The organism is Streptomyces sp. NPDC029674 (genome assembly GCF_044903205.1).
Lineage (GTDB): Bacteria > Actinomycetota > Actinomycetes > Streptomycetales > Streptomycetaceae > Streptomyces.
In genome coordinates, this window is the sequence record NZ_JBJDPY010000013.1 from 137,318 (window position 1) to 155,400 (window position 18,083).

The following is an 18,083-nucleotide window of genomic DNA, read 5'->3' on the forward strand; positions in this document are numbered from 1 at the left end:
TGGCGTGGCGTGCGATGACCGGCGCCGGATGCCATCGAAGTCCTGGGCGGCACCGAGGTCACGAGTCAATCGTTCCCGCTCAGAGCCGTTCTTACCCTCATACGGCGATAGGATTAGCGGACAAGCAAAACTGATGGAGCGTCAACTCGTCGATTACGCAGAGTAGTTATGAAGGCGAGTCCGCTCGGGAGGCCGGTCGGCTCAGGTCCCGCTCCACCGGGAGCCACAGCTCCGCGTCCGCCTCGGAGTTGTCGGGCGACAGGCGCGTGCGCAGGATCTCGGGGCCGGGGCACCCGCGGTACGGATTCGACGGAAACCACTCCATGTACACGTCCCGCCACAGGTACTGGATGGCCTCCGGCGCCGGGCCCGACGCCGTGAACACCGCCCACGTCCCGGCCGGCACGGGCAGTACGGCCGAGCCCTCGGGGGCGGCCGCGGAAGTGATCACCCCGTGGTAGTAGTCGAGTTCGGTGCCCTCGGCGCGGCTCGGGTCCAGGCCGTCGCAGACGGCGAGGATGCCCCGCGGCTCGTCGTCCGACAGCTTCTCCAGACGCTCCACGTCCTCCGACGCGATGCCGCGGACGAAGTCGATGATCGCGTGGTTGGGCCCCGTGTGCACCAGCGGCACCCGGGTCTTCGGGCCGACGACGGTGAAGTCCGGCCTGTCCACCACGCGATACCGCATGTCGGCGCCGCCTTCGACGGTGAGGCGGAAGGCCATCCGGGACTGGGAGCTGAGGGTGGCTCCGGTGCGCCGGGCCTCGCCGGGCCCGACGCCGTGCATGGCGCGGAACGCCCGGGCGAACGCCTCGCCCGAGCCGTACCCGTACCGCACCGCGATCTCCAGGAGCGTGTCCCGTCCCGCCAGCACCTCGGCGCCCGCGAGGGTGAGCCGACGGCGCCGGACGTACTCGGACAGCGGCATGCCCGCGAGCGCGGAGAACATCCGGCGCAGGTGGTACTCCGACGTGGCCGCGATACGGGCCGCCTCCGCCACCTCGACGGTCTCGCCGAGGTGACGCTCGACGTACTCCATGGCCTGGTTCAGCCGCTCCAGCACTCCCGGATCCTTCCCTCGTTGCCCTCTCGCCCGCCCTCGTCGCGTGGTCAGCGCACGAGATGCGGCGGCAGCTCCACCCAGCGCCGCGGCACGGTGTCGTCCACGGCCGGCCGGCCGTCGGTGACGCGGAGCCCGGCCGCCGCACAGGCGTACGCGAGATCGTGTGCGTCGTAGGGAACGCCGCGCCCGGACTGCCAGAAGCGGAAGTGCCAGTGCGCGGGCGGCTCCGTCCCGTCCGGGGTGAGGCCGATCTCCTCGTGCTCCACGAGCCGCCCGTCCCTGGCCAGTGTGCCGTGGGTGCCGCCCTTGGGGTTGAAGTACAGCCCGTAGGCCGTGGTGTCCGCCGATATCGCCCGCAGCACGCCGTCGTCGGCCGGCATGTAACCGTCCTGCGTGATGACGCAGCCGCCGGGGCTGCCGGGCAGCTCGGCCACCCCGACGAAGCGGAGGGACGTGTCGTAGTCGTCCTCGTCGAACGGGGCGTGTTCCAGGAGGACTTCGGGGCAGCGTGCCGGGTCCCCGCCCAGCCGTCGCACGACCTCCTCCGCGTCGAGGCCGCGCACGAAGGCGGCACCGAGCCCCTCCGTCCACATCTCCGGCCGGGCGAAAGCGTCGATGAGCGCGTCCGCGGCGCGGAACGCGGCCAGTTCCCCGGGCGCCAGCGCCACCGCCCCCGGCAGGTCCGCGACGAGCGGAGCGAGCGGCGTCGTCAGCAGCAGCCGGCCCGGCGACCAGGGGCCTGTCTGCGGCGTCCAGACATCCGCGCCGGCTTCGATCAGCGCACGGACACTGTCCTCGTCGCCGGTGCAGACGGCGTGCCACAGAGCGGTGTGGCCCTCTTCGTCGGGCGCGTCGATCCGCTCGACGTGCGGCAGCAGCGCGGCCAGGGACTCCGCGCAGCCCCGCTCCGCCGCCAGGTGCAGGGGAGTGGCGCCCGACCAGGCGACGGCGTCGGCCGGTGCGCCGCCCTCCAGCCGGGCCCGGACCAGCGCCGCGTCACCCCAGTCGTCGTAGCCCATGCGCTCCCAGTCGCCCCGCGGCACATACCGCTGCTCCGCCTCTTCCCGCCGGCGCAGCAGATCGCGCTCGTGTGCGGACATCGGCCGGGCGAGGAAACCGGGCGGCCCGCCCGGGCGGCCGAGGATGGCGAACTCGGCGCCGGCGGCCGGGGCTGCGGGCAGGCCCGGCCACACCTCCACGGCGTGCGCGGCCGCGGCGCGCAGGGCGTCGGCGTCGACCGGGGTGCCGGTCTCCGGAACGCCCTCGTCGGGCCACTCCACCACCAGCCGCGCCGCGCCCGGCGGGGGCAGCTCCGGCAGATACAGGTCGACGCGGGTCCTGAACAAGGAGGGGTCCAGGCCGCCGGGGTCCAGCGGTATCAGTCCGGTCGGCACGCTCCGCGACGCGTACGCCCGCAGCTCCGGCGGTCCGACCACCGGCACGGTCTGCTCGCTCGTCGCGTCGAGCGAGGTCACGCGTCTGCCGTCACCGAGCAGGAGCCCCACCCGCAGTCCGGACTGCCGGCGTCGGTCATCGCCCTGCCGGTGGACCGGCCGGTGCACGGCAAGGTGCAGCGTGACCGCACCCGGCCACACCGACCAGCCGGTCACCATCACCTTGGCCTCCGGCCCCTCACCGGCCACCGCGAGCTGCGGCACCAGCGCCGGCTCGAACCAGTCGTACGGCGGCCGCTCGGCGGCCGCCTCGTCCCCCGCAGGGCCGAGCCTGAACACCTCGCCCCGCGGCTCGGCCGGTTCCTCGGGCAGCACCAAGTCGTCGAAGAATCCCATGTCCGCATGCTGTCAGCCGGGTCTGACATCGGACGCCGCGCTCTTGTCGCGGCTCCGCCCCGCGCAGTCGAGCAGCGTCGGCAGCGCCCGTTCCAACAGGTCGACGCCGTGCGCGTACGGCAGCCGCAGCCGGTCCCGGAAACCGTCCACCGCGGAGAACGCGGAACCCGGCACGACGGCCACCCCTCGGCGCCGCGCCAACTGCGCCAGCGCCTCCGTGTCCACGCCCGGCACCCGGACCCACAGAGCGGGCCCGCCGGCCGGCCGGTCCCACTCCCAGTGCGGGGCACGGGCACGCAACAACTTCTCCGCGCCCGCCAGCCGGTCGCGCAGCACCGCGCGGCGCGTGGCCCGCGCCTGCGGAAGCCCGGCGAGCAGCCGCACCGCCACCAGCTGGTCCACCGCCGAACTCGACAGGTCCACCGACGTCTTGATCTTCGCGAGGTGCGCGACGATGTGCGGCGACGACCGCACCCAGCCCACCCGCACCCCGCCCCAGAACAGCTTCGACAGCGTCCCCACCGTGATCGTGGACGCCATCGGGAGCCGCGCCGCCAGCGGCACCGGAGCCCCGTCGCCCGCCAGGCCGAGCTCCGCGCACGCGGTGTCCTCGACCGTGAGGAGTTCACGCTCGCCCAGCGCCGCCGCCCACTCCCGCAGCGCCGCGCCGTCCAGGCTGCGGCCCGTCGGATTGTGCACGGCGGGCTGCAGATAGACCAGCCGCGGCCGCACCTTCGCGCCCAGGCGCCGCAACGCCGCGGCGTCGGAGCCGTCACCGCCCGCCCCGGGACGGTCACCGCCGACCGGGACGATCCGCGCGCCCCGCGACCGCAGCGCCTCTAAAGCACCCCGATAGGTGGGGTTCTCGACCACGACCGTGTCACCCGGGTCGACGAAGGCCTGCGCGACCAGCCACACGGCCTGCTGCGAACCGGAGGTGACCAGGATCTGCTCCGGCTCCGTGGGCACCCCCGCCTCCCGGTAGTACGCCGCGATGCCCTCGCGCAACTCCGGCAGCCCGTGCGGCAGATAGCCGTCGCCCCGCAGCATCGGCGCGAGGTCCGCGGCCGACAGCGCACCGACCGCGTCGCCCACCGCGCCGAGCCCGTCCAGCGCGCCGCTGGAGAGATCGGCCCCGCTGGTGCGCGCGTCGAAGCTCGCGAGCCGCCCCTCGCCCGCGTGCCGCTCCACCGACCCGGAACCGCGCAGCCGCGAACCGCTGCCGCGCCGGCTCTCCAGCCACCCGGCCTCCTCCAAGAGGCTGTACGCGGCGGTCACCGTCGAGCGGCTCACCCCCAGCACACCGGCCAGTTCGCGCTGGGACGGCAGCGTCGTGCCGGGCGCGACGTCGGCGCGCTCGGCCAACTCCCGCAAAGCATCGGCGAGTCGCCGCGGCAGCGGCCCCGCACTCTCGGACGACCAACCGGTGAGCAGCCGTGACAAACGGGCTGTCGGGATCTTCGCCATGCCCTCATCTTCGCCCACCCGCAGGCCAATCCGGCCCCACTGGTCGTTGTCACCGGCCACGGGCCGGCCGCAGGATCATCGGCACTGGGCACATGAAGGAGTGTGAAGGACATGGCGACCGTGGTCCTCGTCGGAACGCTGGACACCAAGGGCGAGGAGTACGCCTGGTTGCGCGAACGGCTCCGCGAGTACGGCAGCGACGTCCTGCTGGTCGACGTCGGCGTCCTCCCGCCACCCGCCCAGACACCCACGCCCGACATACCGGCCGAGACGGTGGCCCGCGCCGCCGGGCACGAACTCGCCGGCCTGCGGGCCGCGGGCGACCGCGGCGCGGCCATCGCCGCCATGGCCGAAGGACTGACCCGGGTCGTCCTCGACCTGCACCGGCAGGGACGCCTCCACGCGGTGCTCGCGGCGGGCGGCAGCGGCGGCTCGGCCATCGCCGCGCAGGCCATGCGCGCCCTGCCCATCGGCGTGCCGAAGGTCCTGGTCAGCACCATGGCGGGCGGTGACGTGACACCGTACGTCGACAGCAGCGACCTCACCATGATGTACAGCGTCGTCGACATAGCCGGCATCAACTCCGTCTCGCGCCACGTCCTAGGCAACGCGGCGGCCGCCGCGGCCGGCATGGCCCGCCGCCAGGAACGCAACCTGGAGGAGCTCGCGGGCCCGCGGCGCAAGGTCGTCGCCGCCACCATGTTCGGCGTGACGACACCCGCCGTCGACGCGGCCCGCGGCCGGCTCGCCGAACTCGGCTACGAAGTACTGGTCTTCCACGCCACGGGCGCGGGCGGCCGCGCCGTGGAGAAGCTCGCCGCCGACGGTCTCCTTGACGGCGTACTCGACCTGACCACCACCGAACTCGCCGACGAACTCGTCGGGGGAGTGCTCAGCGCGGGCCCCGACCGGCTCACCGCCGCGGGCGCCGCCGCCATCCCCCAGGTCGTCGCGCCCGGCGCCCTCGACATGGTCAACTTCGGCCCGGAGGCGAGCATCCCGGAACGCTTCGCGGGCCGCCGGTTCCTGGTCCACAACCCGACGGTCACGCTGATGCGGACGACCGCCCGCGAGATGGCCGCCCTCGGCGCCGTACTCGGTCACAAGCTCGCCGCGGCCCGCGGACCCGCCGAGATCTTCTGGCCGCTGCGCGGACTCTCGGCCGTGGACACGACGGACGCCCCCTTCGCCGACCCGGTGGCCGACAGGACGGGCCTCGACGCCCTGCGCGCCACCGTGTGCGGCAGCGGTGTACGCCTGCACGAGGTCGACGCCCACATCAACGACGCGTCCTTCGCGGTCGCGATGGCCGACCGCCTGCACCAGCTGATCGGCGAACGTGCCGCCGTACCGGCCGGCCGCTGACCCCACCTTTTAAGGAGCACGAGGAGCACCCCATGAACCGCAAGGAAGCACTCGCCCGCCTGCACGCGCAGGTCGCCGCGGGCCGGCCCGTCATCGGAGCGGGCGCCGGCACCGGCCTGTCCGCCAAATGCGCGGAGGAGGGCGGCGTCGACCTGCTCATCATCTACAACTCCGGCCGCTACCGGATGGCGGGCCGCGGCTCCCTGGCCGGACTCCTGCCGTACGGCGACGCCAACGAGATCGTCGTCGACATGGCCCGCGAGGTCCTGCCCGTCGTCCGGGACACTCCGGTCCTCGCGGGCGTGTGCGGCACCGACCCGTTCCGCCGCATCGACCTCTTCCTCGACCAGCTGAAGGCCATGGGCTTCGCCGGCGTGCAGAACTTCCCCACGGTCGGCCTGTACGACGGCACGTTCCGGGTCAACCTCGAAGAGACCGGCATGGGATACGGCCTGGAGATCGACATGGTCCGCGCCGCCCACGAACGCGACCTGCTCACCGCGCCCTACGTCTTCGACCCGGAGCAGGCCGCGGACATGGCGAGAGCGGGCGCCGACGTCCTCGTCCCGCACGTCGGCCTCACCACGAAGGGCTCCATCGGCGCGGGCACGGCGATGACGCTCGACCAGGCGGCGGCCGCCGTCCAGGAGATGCACGACGCCGCCAAGCGCGTGAACCCCGACGCCCTCGTGCTCTGCCACGGCGGACCCATCGCCGAGCCCGAGGACGCGCGGTACGTCCTCGAGCACACCACCGGCATCGTCGGCTTCTTCGGCGCCTCGTCGATCGAACGGCTGCCCACCGAGCGCGCCATCGTCGAGCAGACGCGGGCGTTCAAGTCCCTGAGCTCGTGAACTCCTGCCCGGCTCCGGCGCCGTTACCGCCGTTACCAGAGGCGGGCGCCCCGCCGGGCCAGGTAGCGGTAGGGGCTGATGTCCGAGCCGTAGTGGCGCCGGGTCCGTATCTCCAGGTGGAGATGGGGTCCGGTGGCGCGGCCCGTGCTGCCGCTGCTGCCGAGCCGCGTCCCGGCGCGAACGCGGGTGCCCTTGCGCACCCGGATGCGGGAGAGGTGCGCGTACAGCGCGTAGTGCCCGTCCGGCATCCGTACGGTGACGGACTTGCCGTACGCACCCGACCAGCGGGCCAGCACCACCACTCCGGCGCCCACCGCGTACACGGCGGTGCCGCTGGGGACCGCGAGGTCGACCCCGGTGTGGTGACCGGCGAGCCAGTTGCCGCGCACTCCGTACCGGGTGGTGATCCGGTAGCGGCGGCGCAGCGGGAGGGTGTACCGGCGGCGGGGCCCGGCCTCGGAGTCCGGGGCGAGCCCTCGCTCCTCGTCCTCCGGGAACTCCTCGACGGCGTCGGCGAGCGCCTTCTCGTACTCGGCGTCGTAGGTGGCCGGGCAGGTGTCGTCGGGCTCCGGCCCGGCCGGTGGCGCGGCCGCCCCCGTGGAGAGGGCGCCGCCTGCCAGCAGCACCGCGACCATGCCCAGTGCGTCACGTCGTGTGGTGCCCGCTTCACGCGGGCTGTCTATGTCGTAACCCATTTCAGAAAGCAGACCGCCCGGGCGGGCAGAGCGCACGCCGACTGTGCCATCCGGGGGAAATCAAGGGGTTGTGTTTCGCATGACGACATCAACACGGTCCACTCCAGCGGCAGAGTGCTCACTGGAATCGGGGTGGAACGCGTCGCTGAAATGAAGGCGCGCCGCGTCAGGCGTCCACGGTGTCCCGGCACTCCACGTGGCCCCAGCCGTGCGCGTTCTTGGCGATCTTCTCGCCGGCGGCGTACGGCTTCTGACAGTGGCAGCGGCCGGGGAACTTGGCCTTGATCACAGCGCCCGAGGCCGACTTCTTCGCACGTCCTGCGGTCTTCCCGGACGCGCGGTTCGCGGGCGCGGCGGTCATGCGCTCCGGGCGCGGCTCGGGGATTTCCCGGGCGCCGTGGGCGGTGCCCGCGGGCTGCTGGGTCGTCGCGGCGTCGCTCGCCGCGACGTCGGCGATCGCGTTGAGGTGATCGCCGCCCACCTGGTGGGCGGCCACGTGCCGGAACGTCACCGCACGACCCTGCAGCAGCGCGTCGATGCGTACGACGAGGTCCTTGTTGGCGACCGGCTTCTTCGCCGCGGTCTGCCAGCCGTTGCGCTTCCAGGAGGCGATCCACTTGGTGACCGCGTTCATCGCGTACTGACTGTCCATCCGGACCTCGAGCGGCCGCGCCGGGTCGGTGGCCTCCAACAGCTCTGCCAGTGCGGTGAGTTCGGCCACGTTGTTCGTGGCGTGGCCGAGGGGGCCCGCCTCCCAGCGCTGCGGGCGGCCCTCGGCGTCGGCGACCACCCAGGCCCAGGCGGCGGGCCCGGGGTTCTTCTTCGCCGCTCCGTCGCAGGCGGCAATGATCAAGTCAGACATTCCTCGATGATTTCATCGAGCCGCCGCTCAGGTGGCGCCGGGCCCCATGTTCTGCTGCGTGGCGCTCGCGCCGCCGAGTCCCTGTGCCAGGCCCTGCTCGGCCGCCGCGCGCTCCTGTGCGCCGCGCTCGCCCGAACCGCTCCTGCGCCGCAGGGTGAACAGGCACAGCCCGATCGCCGCCGCGAACACGATCCCCATGGAAATGATGAAGCTCATGTGACCCCTCCCTTGTCAGTGGTGCCCCAAGACTAGAGGGTGATCCACTCCGTGGACGTCGTCACCTGGTCGAGTACGTCGGGCAGCGGCTCCGTTCCGAGACCGGGGCCGGTGGGGACGTCGAGGTGGCCGTCCCGGAGGACGAACGGCGGGGTGATGTCGGTGGCGAAGTAGCGGTGGGAGCCCGAGGTGTCGCCGGGCAGGGTGAAGCCGGGCAGCGCCGCCAGCGCCACGTTGGCGGCGCGTCCGATGCCGGTCTCCAGCATGCCGCCGCACCAGACGGGAACGCCGTGGGCGCGGGCGATGTCGTGGATGCGGCGGGCCTCCAGATATCCGCCGACCCGGGCCGGCTTGACGTTGATGATGGAGCAGGCGCCGAGGGAGATGGCCGCGGCCGCGTGGGCGGCGGACTCGATGGATTCGTCGAGGCAGATCGGGGTGCGCAGCACCTTGGCGAGCTGCGCGTGCTGCACCATGTCGTCGTTGGCGAGGGGCTGTTCGATCAGGAGCAGTCCGAAGGCGTCGAGTCCGGTGAGGTGCTGGGCGTCGGCGAGGGTGTAGGCGGCGTTCGCGTCGACCTGCAGCAGCAGGTCGTCGCCGAATCGTTCACGGACCGCGCGGACCGGCTCCACGTCCCAGCCCGGTTCGATCTTCAGCTTGATGCGGACGTAGCCCTCGGCGACATAGCGTTCGACGGCGTCGAGGAGTTCGGGGACCGAATCCATGATGCCCACCGACACACCGCAGGGGACGCGGTCGCGCGCGGCGCCGAGGTAGGAGCCGAACGACTCGCCCGACGCCCGGAGCTGGGCGTCGAGGATCGCGCTCTCCAGGGCGGACTTCGCCATGTGGTGGCCGGTGAAGGGCTCCATCGCCCGCCCCGCGACCGTGGCGTCCACGCCGTCCTTGGGCAGCGCCGGGATGAGGAACTTGCGCAGCACGTCCTGGGCGCCGTCGACGTACTCAGCGCAGTACCGGGGCTCCGACATCGCCGCGCACTCGGCCCAGCCCTCCCCGTCGGCGGTGACGACTCGCACGAGGAGGACGTCGCGGCTGGTCTCGACGCCGAACGAGGTGCGGAACGGGGCGACGAGCGGCATCGCGATCCGGCGCAGCTCGATGCCGGAGATCTTCATCTTGGTCACTGGGTGCTCCCGGTGGGCAGGTGCGGCAGGTGCGGCAGGTGCGGCAGGTGTACGGGGGTGGCGGGGACGCGCTGGACGACGTAGCTGCGCCGGTCGTGGAGGCCGACGACGCGGGCTCCCTCGGCGAGCAGGCCGCCGAGGCTCTCCCGGACGGCGATCCGCCAGGCGCGGGCGGCCGGGGCGTCCACGCGGCGCAGGGCCTCGATGTCGTCCGGCAGGTCTATGAGGACGAACTCGGCGTCGGACGAGCCGAGTTGCGGACGGCCGTCGTGGTCGCGCACGGCGTGGGCGGCGCCGGCGGGCAGCGGCACGCCGTCAAGGCCGGTGCCCGAGGCCGGGTCCGGGTACGGGGCCGACAGGTCCCAGGCGGTGAGAACGCGGTCCGACTCGTCGCCGCCGTTGATGGCGTCGTCCATCGCGCCGTAGAAGGACTCCAGGTACTCCTCGGGCCGCGCGCCGAGTTTGGTGAGGTTGAAGTGGGCGTTGCGGCGGATGAGGGGATCGTAGGTCCAGGTGACGCGCTTCAGGCCGCGGTCCAGGGCCCATGCGCGCTGGTGCAGTTTGAGGGCCAGGCCGATGCCGCGGCCCATGGCGGCGCCCGTGATGTGGGAGTGCAGGGTGGTGCCCGGGGGATCGCCGAAGAAGGCGACGGTCGCGCCCGCCAGCCGGCCGTCCTCGTACGCTCCGGCGACGTAGTTCCCGGCGTGGGCCAGGGCGCACATGATCTCGGCGGAGACCGGGGCGGCACCCGGTTCCGTGCCCCAGACGTCGGCGTAGAGGCGGCAGACGGACTCGAACTCCGCCATGGTGTGGAGTTCGCGGATGTCGAGGTGGCTCACAGCAGCGCTCCGACGAGGTGAGCGAGGAGCTGGGCGCGGGGCGGCATGGTGGCGGTCACGACGTGTTCGTGGTCGGCGTGGGCCCCGTCGCCGACGGCCCCGAGGCCGTCGAGCGTCGGACAGCCGACTCCCGCGGTGTAGTTGCCGTCGGACGCGCCGCCCACGGCCGCCTGCTGGAGGGGGCCGAGCCCGGACCGGGCGGCCACCTCGCAGGCGAGCGCGAACAGGCTCTGGGCCGCTTCGGCGTCCAGGGGTGGCCTGTTGGGGCCGCCGTCGACCTGGAGGCGGGCGCCGGGGTGGTGTGGCGCGAGGCCCTTGATGAGCTCGTCGACCGCGGCCTGCGCCGCCGGGCTGGGAACCCGTGCGTCGATGCTCAGCTCGGCGCGGGCCGGAACCGTGTTGTCGGTGGTGCCGGCCGACATGACCGTCGGGGTGATCGTCGTCCCCGGGCCGGTGCGGGCGGTCACCGTGTCGGTGATGTCCTGGAGGGCGAGGAGGTGGTGGGCCAGCTCCGTCGCGGCGTTGATGCCCTTCTCCGGTTCCAGGCCGGAGTGCGCGGCGCGGCCGTGGACCGTGAGGCCGTAGTGGGAGACGCCCTTGCGGCTGGTCTTGAGGGCGCCGCCGGGTGCGGCGGCCTCCAGGACGAGCGCGGCCCGGCAAGCGCGTGCGGTGTCCTCGATGAGCGCGCGCGACGTGCCCGAGCCGACCTCCTCGTCACCGGTGACGAGGACGCAGACACCGTCGAGGGACGGCAGTCCGGCCAGGGCGTGGAACATCTGGACCAGGCCGCCCTTCATGTCGAAGACGCCGGGACCGCGGGCGACGCCGTCCGCCACCGAGAACGGGTGGGTCTTGAGGGAACCCATGGGCCAGACCGTGTCGTGGTGGCCGAGGAGCAGCACGCGCGGCGTCCCGAAGCTCCACCGCACGTGCGTCACCCCGCCGGTCACCAGCATCTGTGGCCGGGCACCGAGCAGCCGGTGGCCCTGCTCCGCGACGACCTGGGCGCTGCGGGCCACCGCCGCGTGGTCGGCGGAGCAGGACTCGCACGACACGAGCTCCTCGAGGTCGTCGAGCATGGCGCCGAGGGGCGGCGGCGCCGGGCGGGAAAGGTGGTCGGCCTGCACGGGTGGCTCCTCCAAGTGGTGGGGTGCCCGCCACGCTAGACAGCCCGGAGCGGGCGGGGTTCGTACGTGGGTCACGCGTGTGGGGCACGGATTCGTACCGAGGTCCGAAAGACCGCGTCAGCCCAGTCGTCCCGTCAGCCCTGGTCGTACAGTCCCATGAGCCGCAGCTCCAGCATCGCGGCGAACCGCGCCGACGGATCCCGCAGATCGAGCTGCCCCACTTCGGCGACGCGGCGGATCCGGTAGCGGAACGTGTTGGGGTGGACGAACACGCTCGCCGAGGCGGCGATCACGTCGCCGAACGCGTCCAGCCACGCCCGCAGCGTCTCGACCAGGTGGGCGTTGTGCCGTCTGTCGTAGGCCACCAACCGGGCGAGGGGCCCGGACGGTTCGTCACGGTTGGCGACCGCGAGGTCCCGCATCTCGATCAGCAGCGCGTCGACGTAGACGTCCCCGATGGCGGCGACCCGCCCCGCGCCCCGGCCGCCGGACAGCACCCGCAGCGCCCGGTCCGCGTTCGTCCGCGACCGGGCGAGCGCCGCGGGCTCGGCGGCCACCGAGCCGATCCCGACGACCGCGCCCGCCCGGTCCCCTGTGCGCTCCAGGAAGTTCGCCGCCACCCGCACGGCCCGCTCCCGCGCGGCCGTCGCATCGTCCGGGACGGGGAACAGCGCGTAGGCCACATCGCCCAGCAGCGCCACCGCGGACCGCGGCTGCACCGCCGTCAGATGCACGGCCAGCGCAGTGGTCAGACGCTGGCGCTCGGCGGTCAGCTGGGCGTGATCCCCGTCCGCGGCCGGTTCGAGCCCCATGGCGAGGACGACGACGGGTTCGTCGGCGAGCCCCAGCCGGCCCAGCGCCTCGACCGCGCCGGAACCGCCCTCCAGCGCCGTCGTCACCAGATCGGCGCGCAGCCGGTTCTCGGCGTCGGCGCCCGCACGGAAGCGGAGCATGTGCAGGGCGACCAGCTTGGCCGCCTCCTTGAACGCCTCCTCGCGCTCCGGGGTGAGCGGCTTGCGCAGAGCCGCCCACACCGAACCGAGGATCTCGTCACCGGCCCGCACGGCGATCGCCATGCGCGGCAGCGCGACCTCGTCGCCCAAGGCGGGCGGTGGGATGTGCACCGGCTGTTCGCTGCGGTACAGCTTCTCGAAGACGCCGTGCTCCTCGTGGATACGGAGATAGCGCTCCGGCACCCGCCGGGCCAGGATGCTCTCCACCCGCGGCGGGTCGGCCTCGTCCTGGCGCCCGGAGAAGGCGAGGATGCGTGACCGGCGGTCCTCGATGGTGATCGGCGCGTCCAGCAGGGTCGCGATCGCGTTCGCCAGCGCGAAGAGGTCCCCGGAAGGCACTCCGCCGAGCGTCTGCTCCCCGGCCCCGCCCACGTCCCCCTCGGACAGCAGCGTCCGCAGCATCGCGGCCAGCTGCGCCCAGGAAGCGCCGCGCGTCAGCGCCAGCAGCACGATCCCGGTCTCGGCGGCCACCGCCTCGAACTCCGCGGCAGCGGCAGCGTCAGCGTCGGTGGGGCCCCGCACGACCAACGCCGCCGCGCCCGCCCCGGCGAGCTCGCGCAGCAGGCGGCAGATCTCCTCCGTCCCGTGCACACCGACGCCGAGCACGACGGCCCGCTCGGGATGGTGCTGCTCGTCGTACGGATCGTGGATGCCGACACCGCCCAGCTCACCCGCGGCCACCGGGTCGCCGTGCACCAGATCGAGCAGGGTCGGACCGAAGTCCTCGAGCACCCGGCTGAGACTGCGGGCGGGGTGCGTCGACATGTGCCTGATCATCTCCGCAGGTTAGGGCCGGTGCGCGCATATGCGTCCGTACGAGCGTACGAGGGTACGGACCGGACTTCGTACCTCGGAACCACGTCCCTCCTCGCGGAGCAGCTGAAGCCCGATGGGCGCGCCGGGCGGGAGATGCGGATACGGTGCTGACGTGATGATCGAGAGGGAGGGGCCCATGCCTGGAACCGTGCTGCTCGTCGCGGCTGCCCCGGTGGGCAAGGGGCGCCTGGTGGACGCGGCCTCCGTACTTCCCGTCCTCGCGGCGGTGCCCCCGGAGACCCTCGCCGGTACGCCGACCGCGAGCATCGTGGAGCTGGCGGACCCGCTGGACCCGCAGACCGTGCTGACCCGGCTGCGGGCGGCGGCCATGACGCCGGGGCCGCTGACGATCTACCTCATCGGGCAGGTCCATCTCGACCGCCGCCAGCGGCAGTTGCACCTCGCGCTCGCCAGGACCACCACGGCGACGGTGCGCTACACCGGGTTCCCCTGGCACTGGATCACCCAGGAGCTGCGGCTGCGTCCGGCGGGCAGCACCACGGTCATCGCCGACCTGCACACCGACCAGGAGAGCTGGCAGGCCCTCACCGAGCAGCCCCTCGACGCGGGACCCGGCGTCGCGTTCTACGGCCGCGTCGCGCCGCCCGCCAGACGCCGGGCGCCCGCGGCCCCCGCGTACATGAAGGCCCTCGCGACGATCCTCCGCAGCGGCCACCGCCCCCCGCTGCTCCAGCTTCACCAGCAGGCCGCCCTGAGCCTCGGCGAGGACGCCCCGGACCTGCTCCCGGCCCGCGACCCCGCGATGCCGCCCGCCATCCCGCCGCAGCCGCCGTCACAGCCGCAGCCGACGGCGCCCGCCGACTCCGGCATGGACCCGCACGCGGCGATCACCGCGGCCGTCGAGGCGGGTCGGCACGGCGAGGCCGCGGCCCTCGCCGCGTCGTGGGAGCAGAGCGCGCTGCGCATGCACGGGCCGGGCTCGAAGGAGACCATCCACTGGATGGAGGTGCGGGCGGACCTGGCCCGGTTCGCTGGGGACCCGGCGCGCAGCTGCGAGACCTGGCTCGCGGTGGCATCGGCCCGCCTCGCGGGCGGCCAGGCCCCCGACTCCGCCGAGGTGGAGGCGGCGGCGGACCGCGCCCACCACCTCTGGGACCGCATACGGGACCCGGAGGCCGTCCGCGCCCTCGGCCCCGCCCTGGTCGCCCTGCGCCGCCGGGTGCCCGGCCGCCAGCGCGGCACGTTGCAGCTCGCGCAACGGCGGCTGGAGCAGTTCCACACCCAGCAGGTCGGCTGACCGCACCAGGCGTCCCGGGCGTCCCAGGCGTCTCTCGTACGTCTCAGCCGGCCGTGCCGAATGCCTGCGTCCACCACGGGCCGCCCGACGCGTTGTGAATGCCCACGCCCAACTCCTTGAAGTCGCAGTTGAGTATGTTCGCGCGGTGGCCGGGGCTCTTCATCCACGAGTCCATCACCGAGGCCGGCGTCTGCTGCCCGCGGGCGATGTTCTCGCCGTACGTGCTCCAGCGGTAACCGGCCGCGGTGATGCGGTCACCGGGGTCCGTGCCGTCCGGGCTGTTGTGGTCGAAGTAGTCGCGGGCCGCCATGTCGGCGGAGTGCTTCGTCGCCGCCGTGGCCAGCTTGTCGTTGGACCGGACCGCGCCGCAGCCCGCCTTGGCGCGCTCGGCGTTGACCAGCGCGACGACCTGCTCGGCGGTGCCGCTCGGCTCCGGGGGTGCCGGCTTCGGCGCCTCGGGCTTGGGCTTGGGCTTCGGCTTGGCCGGGGTACGGCTCGGGGTGGGCTCGGGCTTCTTCTTTTTCTTCGTCCTGCTCGGGGAGGGCTTGGCGCTGGGGGACGCGGAGCGCTTGGGGGAGGCCGACGGGGAGGCGCTCTTCGAGGCCGAGGGGAGGGTGGGGGAGGCCGGCGCGGCGGCGGTGGCCGGTGCGCTCTCGTCCGTCTCGGGGCCGGTGAGGAGGTGTACCGCGGTGCCGCCGATGCCGAGTGCGACGACCGCGGCGGCCACTCCGGTCGTACGGCGGCGGCGTCTGGCACGGTCACGGCGGGCCCGTGTCCGGGCGGAGACCGGGGCGGCCGCGCCGTGGGCAGGTATGGAGGAGACCGAGCCGACCTCGACGAGGTCGGGCGCCGCCACCATGCCGCTGAGCGCGGCGCCCACCGGGACGAGGCCGAGCCCCACCAGCAGGCCCTCCGCGGGCACCAGGTTGGACCAGTGGCCCTCACAGACCGAGCAGTCGCGGGCGTGCCGGGCAAGACGCTTGCGCCACAGCGCCGACGGCGCCCCGTCCCAGCCGGCGGTGATCTGCTGAAGCCCGCCGCACGGAGGGTTGGCCGACAGGGCGCGGACGACGACGCGGGCCGTCTCCAGCTGGGCCTTCATGCGCTGCACCCGGACCGCCGTGTGCTGCGGGGACAGCTCCAGCGCCTCGGCGACCTCAGCCCGGGTGAGCTCGCCCGCGGACTCCAGCCACCACAGCGACAGCAGGGCGCGGTCGTCCTCGTCCAGCCAGCGGGTGGCCTCCGCGGTCTCCCGCCGCTGCCCGGAGAGCCCGAGCCGGGTGATGGTCAGATCCACGAAGTCCGCGCCCGGGTCCACCACGTCGTACGCGTCCGCGAGGCCGCCCCCGGCGGGTATCGCGCCCGACGCGCGCTCGCGCCAGTGGCCGCGTATCTGGTTCATGGTGATGGCCACCAGCCAGCTGCGGAAGTTCTCCGGGCCGCGCAGCCCGTCCAGGCCGCCGAGAACCCGGAGCATGGTCTCCTGCACCACGTCGTCCACGTCCGCGTGGCCGTTCAGGGCCCGCCCGACGATGTTGTAGACCAGCGGCAGGTACTCCGCCACCAGCGCGTCCTGTGCCTGCTGGTTCCCGTCCTGCGCTGCCCTGATCATCGCGACTTGGCGTTCGCTGCTCACGCTGTGTCCACTCTCTGTGTGGGGGGCTTACTCCTCCGACACAGGGGAGACGCCCGGCGCCCACCTCGATAACAGAAACGCTCGGGTGAGATTTCGTGGTCGGGATCACGATGCCAGGTCGCGGTGGGGCCCCACGCGTGCGGGTGCCCGCCGTCAGGAGCCGGCCGACACCGGCGAGTCCGTCCTGTCGGCCACCGACTCCTGGGTGGCGGACTTCGGGATGGGCCGGTCCTGGCGCAGCGCGGCCCACACCTGGTGCGACGCCTTGTCCAGCGGCAGTACCCGGCCCGCGTCCTCGGCGTCGTAGGTGACCGGCATCGTCACCATGTCGGTGCGGTCCGGGCTGATGCCCTTCAGCTCCTTGGCCAGACCGAGCAGCTTGTCCGCGGAGGCCAGGTCGGAGTCGGCGCTCACGCTCTTGGTCGCGGTGTCCGCCAGACCGTACGACTTGGCGGGGTCGCCGAGCGGATCGACGGTGTCGGCGCGGTGGATCAGGGCCTTCATGAACGCCTGCTGGAGCTGGATGCGGCCCAGGTCGCTGCCGTCACCCACGCCGTGCCGGGTGCGGACGAGCGCCAGCGCCTCCTCGCCCTTCAGCGTGTGCTTGCCGGCGGTCAGCGAGAGACCGCTGTTGTGGTCCTTGATGGCCTTCTTGGTGGTGATGTCGACACCGCCGAGCTCGTCGATGAGCTTCTGGAACCCCTTGAAGTCGACTTCGAGGTAATGGTCCATGCGCAGGCCCGACATCTTCTCGACCGTCTTGACGGTGCAGGCGGGGCCGCCCACCTGGTAGGACGAGTTGAACATGGCCTGCTGGGCGCCCGCCGAGCCGCCACCGTGGGAGGGCGCGCACCGGGGCCGCTCGACCATGGTGTCGCGCGGAATGCTGACGACCGAAGCCTTCTTGTGGGTCTTGTCGACGTGCAGGACCATCGCCGTGTCGGCCCGTGCCCCGCTCACACCGCTGCCGTACCGGCCGTGGGTGCCGGCCCGCGAGTCGGAGCCGAGCAGGAGGATGTTCATCGACCCGTCCCGCTGTCCTGCGGGCCTGTCGTGACCGAGGGCGGCGTCGACGTCCGTCCCCCGGATGTTGCCGTTCAGGTGCTGCCAGGCGTAGGCCGCGCCCCCGCCGCCGACGAGGACCGCGCCCAGGGCGCCCCACGCGACGTACCGCAGGGCCTTCTTCCGGGGCCTGCGCCGCGTGCCACGTACCCGTGCGGGCCCGTAGCCGGGCGCCGCGGGGCCGCCGGCCGTGTGCGCCGGGTGTTCGTTCCCGCTCTCGTGCCGCATGCGCTGCCTCTCTTCGCGAACCGAGGACTTCAGTGGACCGAGGACTGCTTGGCGGTCCCGGCTCAGTACGCGGAGTCGACGTTGTCGATGGAGCCGTACTTGTCGGCGGCGTAGTTCGCGGCCGCGGTGATGTTGGCGACCGGGTCGGTCAGATTGTTCGGCGTGCCCGCGACGTGGTAGGCGTCGAAGGTGGGCTGGATCACCTGGAGCAGGCCCTTGGAGGGGGTGCCGTTCTGGGCGTTCACGTCCCAGCCGTTCTGCGCGTTCGGGTCACCGGCGGACTCGCGCATGATGTTGCGGTGCAGACCCTCGTACGTACCGGGGATGCCCTTCGACTTCATGATGTCGAGGGACTCGCGGATCCAGCCGTCGAGGTTCTCGGGGTACTTCTTGTCGCCCTTCGCGGCCTGCGACACCGACGCGGGGGCCTGGGCCGGCTCGGCGGCGTGGGCGGGGGAGGGGACGAGCGTGAGGGCCGCGGCGGCGGCACCGGCGGTGGCGAGGCCGGCGATGGAGAACTTGCGGGTACGGGCGGTACGGGTCAGCGACATGCGGGAGTGACTCCTGGGTGGGGACGTGAGGGGCGCTGGACCGGAGCGGGCGACGGTGCCGGATGTGGTCGGTGCGTCCCGAAGACTCAGCCAGAG

Annotated in this window: 16 protein-coding genes; 3 read left to right on the top strand and 13 right to left on the bottom strand. The window is 73.2% G+C overall.

All coding sequences use genetic code 11. The features are described 5' to 3' along the window. Positions 1–166: 166 nt before the first annotated feature. From ACI2L3_RS28710 to ACI2L3_RS28720, 3 genes are read right to left on the bottom strand one after another with little or no spacing between them, the layout of a single operon-like run. Positions 167–1,063 (bottom strand): GyrI-like domain-containing protein, encoded by an 897-nt coding sequence (locus tag ACI2L3_RS28710; RefSeq protein WP_404755281.1) that lies wholly within the window; start codon positions 1,061–1,063, stop codon positions 167–169. 47 nt (positions 1,064–1,110) lie between these two features. Continuing rightward, positions 1,111–2,853 (bottom strand): ankyrin repeat domain-containing protein, encoded by a 1,743-nt coding sequence (locus tag ACI2L3_RS28715; protein WP_404755282.1) that lies wholly within the window; start codon positions 2,851–2,853, stop codon positions 1,111–1,113. Positions 2,854–2,865: 12 nt separating this feature from the next. Then, entirely contained in the window at positions 2,866–4,320 is a 1,455-nt protein-coding gene (locus ACI2L3_RS28720; RefSeq protein ID WP_404755283.1) for a PLP-dependent aminotransferase family protein, read from the bottom strand. Between the two features lie 111 nt (positions 4,321–4,431). Between ACI2L3_RS28720 and ACI2L3_RS28725 the strand changes: the two genes are divergently transcribed. Continuing rightward, entirely contained in the window at positions 4,432–5,685 is a 1,254-nt protein-coding gene (locus ACI2L3_RS28725) for a Tm-1-like ATP-binding domain-containing protein (protein WP_404755284.1), read from the top strand. Positions 5,686–5,717: 32 nt separating this feature from the next. Further along, the gene (locus tag ACI2L3_RS28730; RefSeq protein WP_404755285.1) at positions 5,718–6,539 is read left to right on the top strand and encodes a phosphoenolpyruvate hydrolase family protein; all 822 of its coding nucleotides are present in this window, start codon (positions 5,718–5,720) and stop codon (positions 6,537–6,539) included. 32 nt (positions 6,540–6,571) lie between these two features. Here ACI2L3_RS28730 and ACI2L3_RS28735 read toward each other — a convergent pair whose 3' ends face one another. The 7 genes from ACI2L3_RS28735 to ACI2L3_RS28765 form a co-directional block, all read right to left on the bottom strand. After that, the gene (locus ACI2L3_RS28735; protein WP_404755286.1) at positions 6,572–7,234 is read right to left on the bottom strand and encodes a M23 family metallopeptidase; all 663 of its coding nucleotides are present in this window, start codon (positions 7,232–7,234) and stop codon (positions 6,572–6,574) included. Positions 7,235–7,400: 166 nt separating this feature from the next. Further along, positions 7,401–8,096, bottom strand: a complete 696-nt coding sequence (locus ACI2L3_RS28740; protein WP_404755287.1) for a ribonuclease H — start codon at positions 8,094–8,096, stop codon at positions 7,401–7,403. Positions 8,097–8,123: 27 nt separating this feature from the next. Then, positions 8,124–8,312, bottom strand: a complete 189-nt coding sequence (locus tag ACI2L3_RS28745) for a hypothetical protein (RefSeq protein ID WP_404755288.1) — start codon at positions 8,310–8,312, stop codon at positions 8,124–8,126. A gap of 32 nt (positions 8,313–8,344) precedes the next feature. Beyond that, positions 8,345–9,448: an o-succinylbenzoate synthase gene (gene menC, locus ACI2L3_RS28750; RefSeq protein WP_404755402.1), complete on the bottom strand. Its 1,104-nt coding sequence runs from the start codon at positions 9,446–9,448 to the stop codon at positions 8,345–8,347. 5 nt (positions 9,449–9,453) lie between these two features. After that, on the bottom strand, positions 9,454–10,296 hold the full coding sequence (locus tag ACI2L3_RS28755; protein ID WP_404755289.1) for a GNAT family N-acetyltransferase: 843 nt from the start codon (positions 10,294–10,296) through the stop codon (positions 9,454–9,456). After that, on the bottom strand, positions 10,293–11,375 hold the full coding sequence (locus ACI2L3_RS28760) for a M20 family metallopeptidase (protein WP_404755403.1): 1,083 nt from the start codon (positions 11,373–11,375) through the stop codon (positions 10,293–10,295). The genes ACI2L3_RS28755 and ACI2L3_RS28760 overlap by 4 nt, the downstream gene beginning before the upstream one ends. A 182-nt stretch (positions 11,376–11,557) precedes the next feature. Beyond that, a complete protein-coding gene (locus ACI2L3_RS28765) occupies positions 11,558–13,201 on the bottom strand; it encodes a PucR family transcriptional regulator (RefSeq protein WP_404755404.1) in 1,644 nt (547 codons plus the stop codon). Between the two features lie 187 nt (positions 13,202–13,388). On the opposite strand from ACI2L3_RS28765, the gene ACI2L3_RS28770 reads away from it, so the two are divergent. Further along, positions 13,389–14,510, top strand: coding sequence for a hypothetical protein (locus tag ACI2L3_RS28770; RefSeq protein WP_404755290.1), 1,122 nt, complete (start codon positions 13,389–13,391; stop codon positions 14,508–14,510). 43 nt (positions 14,511–14,553) lie between these two features. On the opposite strand, the gene ACI2L3_RS28775 is transcribed toward ACI2L3_RS28770, so the two are convergent. The 3 genes from ACI2L3_RS28775 to ACI2L3_RS28785 all read right to left on the bottom strand — a co-directional run bounded on the left by ACI2L3_RS28775 (position 14,554) and on the right by ACI2L3_RS28785 (position 17,987). Further along, positions 14,554–16,146, bottom strand: coding sequence for a sigma-70 family RNA polymerase sigma factor (locus tag ACI2L3_RS28775; protein WP_404755291.1), 1,593 nt, complete (start codon positions 16,144–16,146; stop codon positions 14,554–14,556). A gap of 153 nt (positions 16,147–16,299) precedes the next feature. Next, positions 16,300–17,436 (bottom strand): LCP family protein, encoded by a 1,137-nt coding sequence (locus ACI2L3_RS28780; protein WP_404755292.1) that lies wholly within the window; start codon positions 17,434–17,436, stop codon positions 16,300–16,302. Between the two features lie 62 nt (positions 17,437–17,498). Then, on the bottom strand, positions 17,499–17,987 hold the full coding sequence (locus tag ACI2L3_RS28785) for a transglycosylase SLT domain-containing protein (protein ID WP_404755293.1): 489 nt from the start codon (positions 17,985–17,987) through the stop codon (positions 17,499–17,501). Positions 17,988–18,083 lie beyond the last annotated feature (96 nt).

Bases quoted from the DNA above. Each gene is read 5' to 3' on its own strand.
- ACI2L3_RS28730 (WP_404755285.1), top strand. From the start codon at position 5,718: ATGAACCGCAAGGAAGCACTCGCCCGCCTGCACGCGCAGGTCGCCGCG.
- ACI2L3_RS28715 (WP_404755282.1), bottom strand. From the start codon at position 2,853: ATGGGATTCTTCGACGACTTGGTGCTGCCCGAGGAACCGGCCGAGCCG.
- ACI2L3_RS28760 (WP_404755403.1), bottom strand. From the start codon at position 11,375: ATGCTCGACGACCTCGAGGAGCTCGTGTCGTGCGAGTCCTGCTCCGCC.
- ACI2L3_RS28720 (WP_404755283.1), bottom strand. From the start codon at position 4,320: ATGGCGAAGATCCCGACAGCCCGTTTGTCACGGCTGCTCACCGGTTGG.
- menC (WP_404755402.1), bottom strand. From the start codon at position 9,448: ATGAAGATCTCCGGCATCGAGCTGCGCCGGATCGCGATGCCGCTCGTC.
- ACI2L3_RS28735 (WP_404755286.1), bottom strand. From the start codon at position 7,234: ATGGGTTACGACATAGACAGCCCGCGTGAAGCGGGCACCACACGACGT.
- ACI2L3_RS28780 (WP_404755292.1), bottom strand. From the start codon at position 17,436: ATGCGGCACGAGAGCGGGAACGAACACCCGGCGCACACGGCCGGCGGC.
- ACI2L3_RS28765 (WP_404755404.1), bottom strand. From the start codon at position 13,201: ATGTCGACGCACCCCGCCCGCAGTCTCAGCCGGGTGCTCGAGGACTTC.
- ACI2L3_RS28745 (WP_404755288.1), bottom strand. From the start codon at position 8,312: ATGAGCTTCATCATTTCCATGGGGATCGTGTTCGCGGCGGCGATCGGG.
- ACI2L3_RS28770 (WP_404755290.1), top strand. From the start codon at position 13,389: ATGCCTGGAACCGTGCTGCTCGTCGCGGCTGCCCCGGTGGGCAAGGGG.
- ACI2L3_RS28785 (WP_404755293.1), bottom strand. From the start codon at position 17,987: ATGTCGCTGACCCGTACCGCCCGTACCCGCAAGTTCTCCATCGCCGGC.
- ACI2L3_RS28740 (WP_404755287.1), bottom strand. From the start codon at position 8,096: ATGTCTGACTTGATCATTGCCGCCTGCGACGGAGCGGCGAAGAAGAAC.
- ACI2L3_RS28725 (WP_404755284.1), top strand. From the start codon at position 4,432: ATGGCGACCGTGGTCCTCGTCGGAACGCTGGACACCAAGGGCGAGGAG.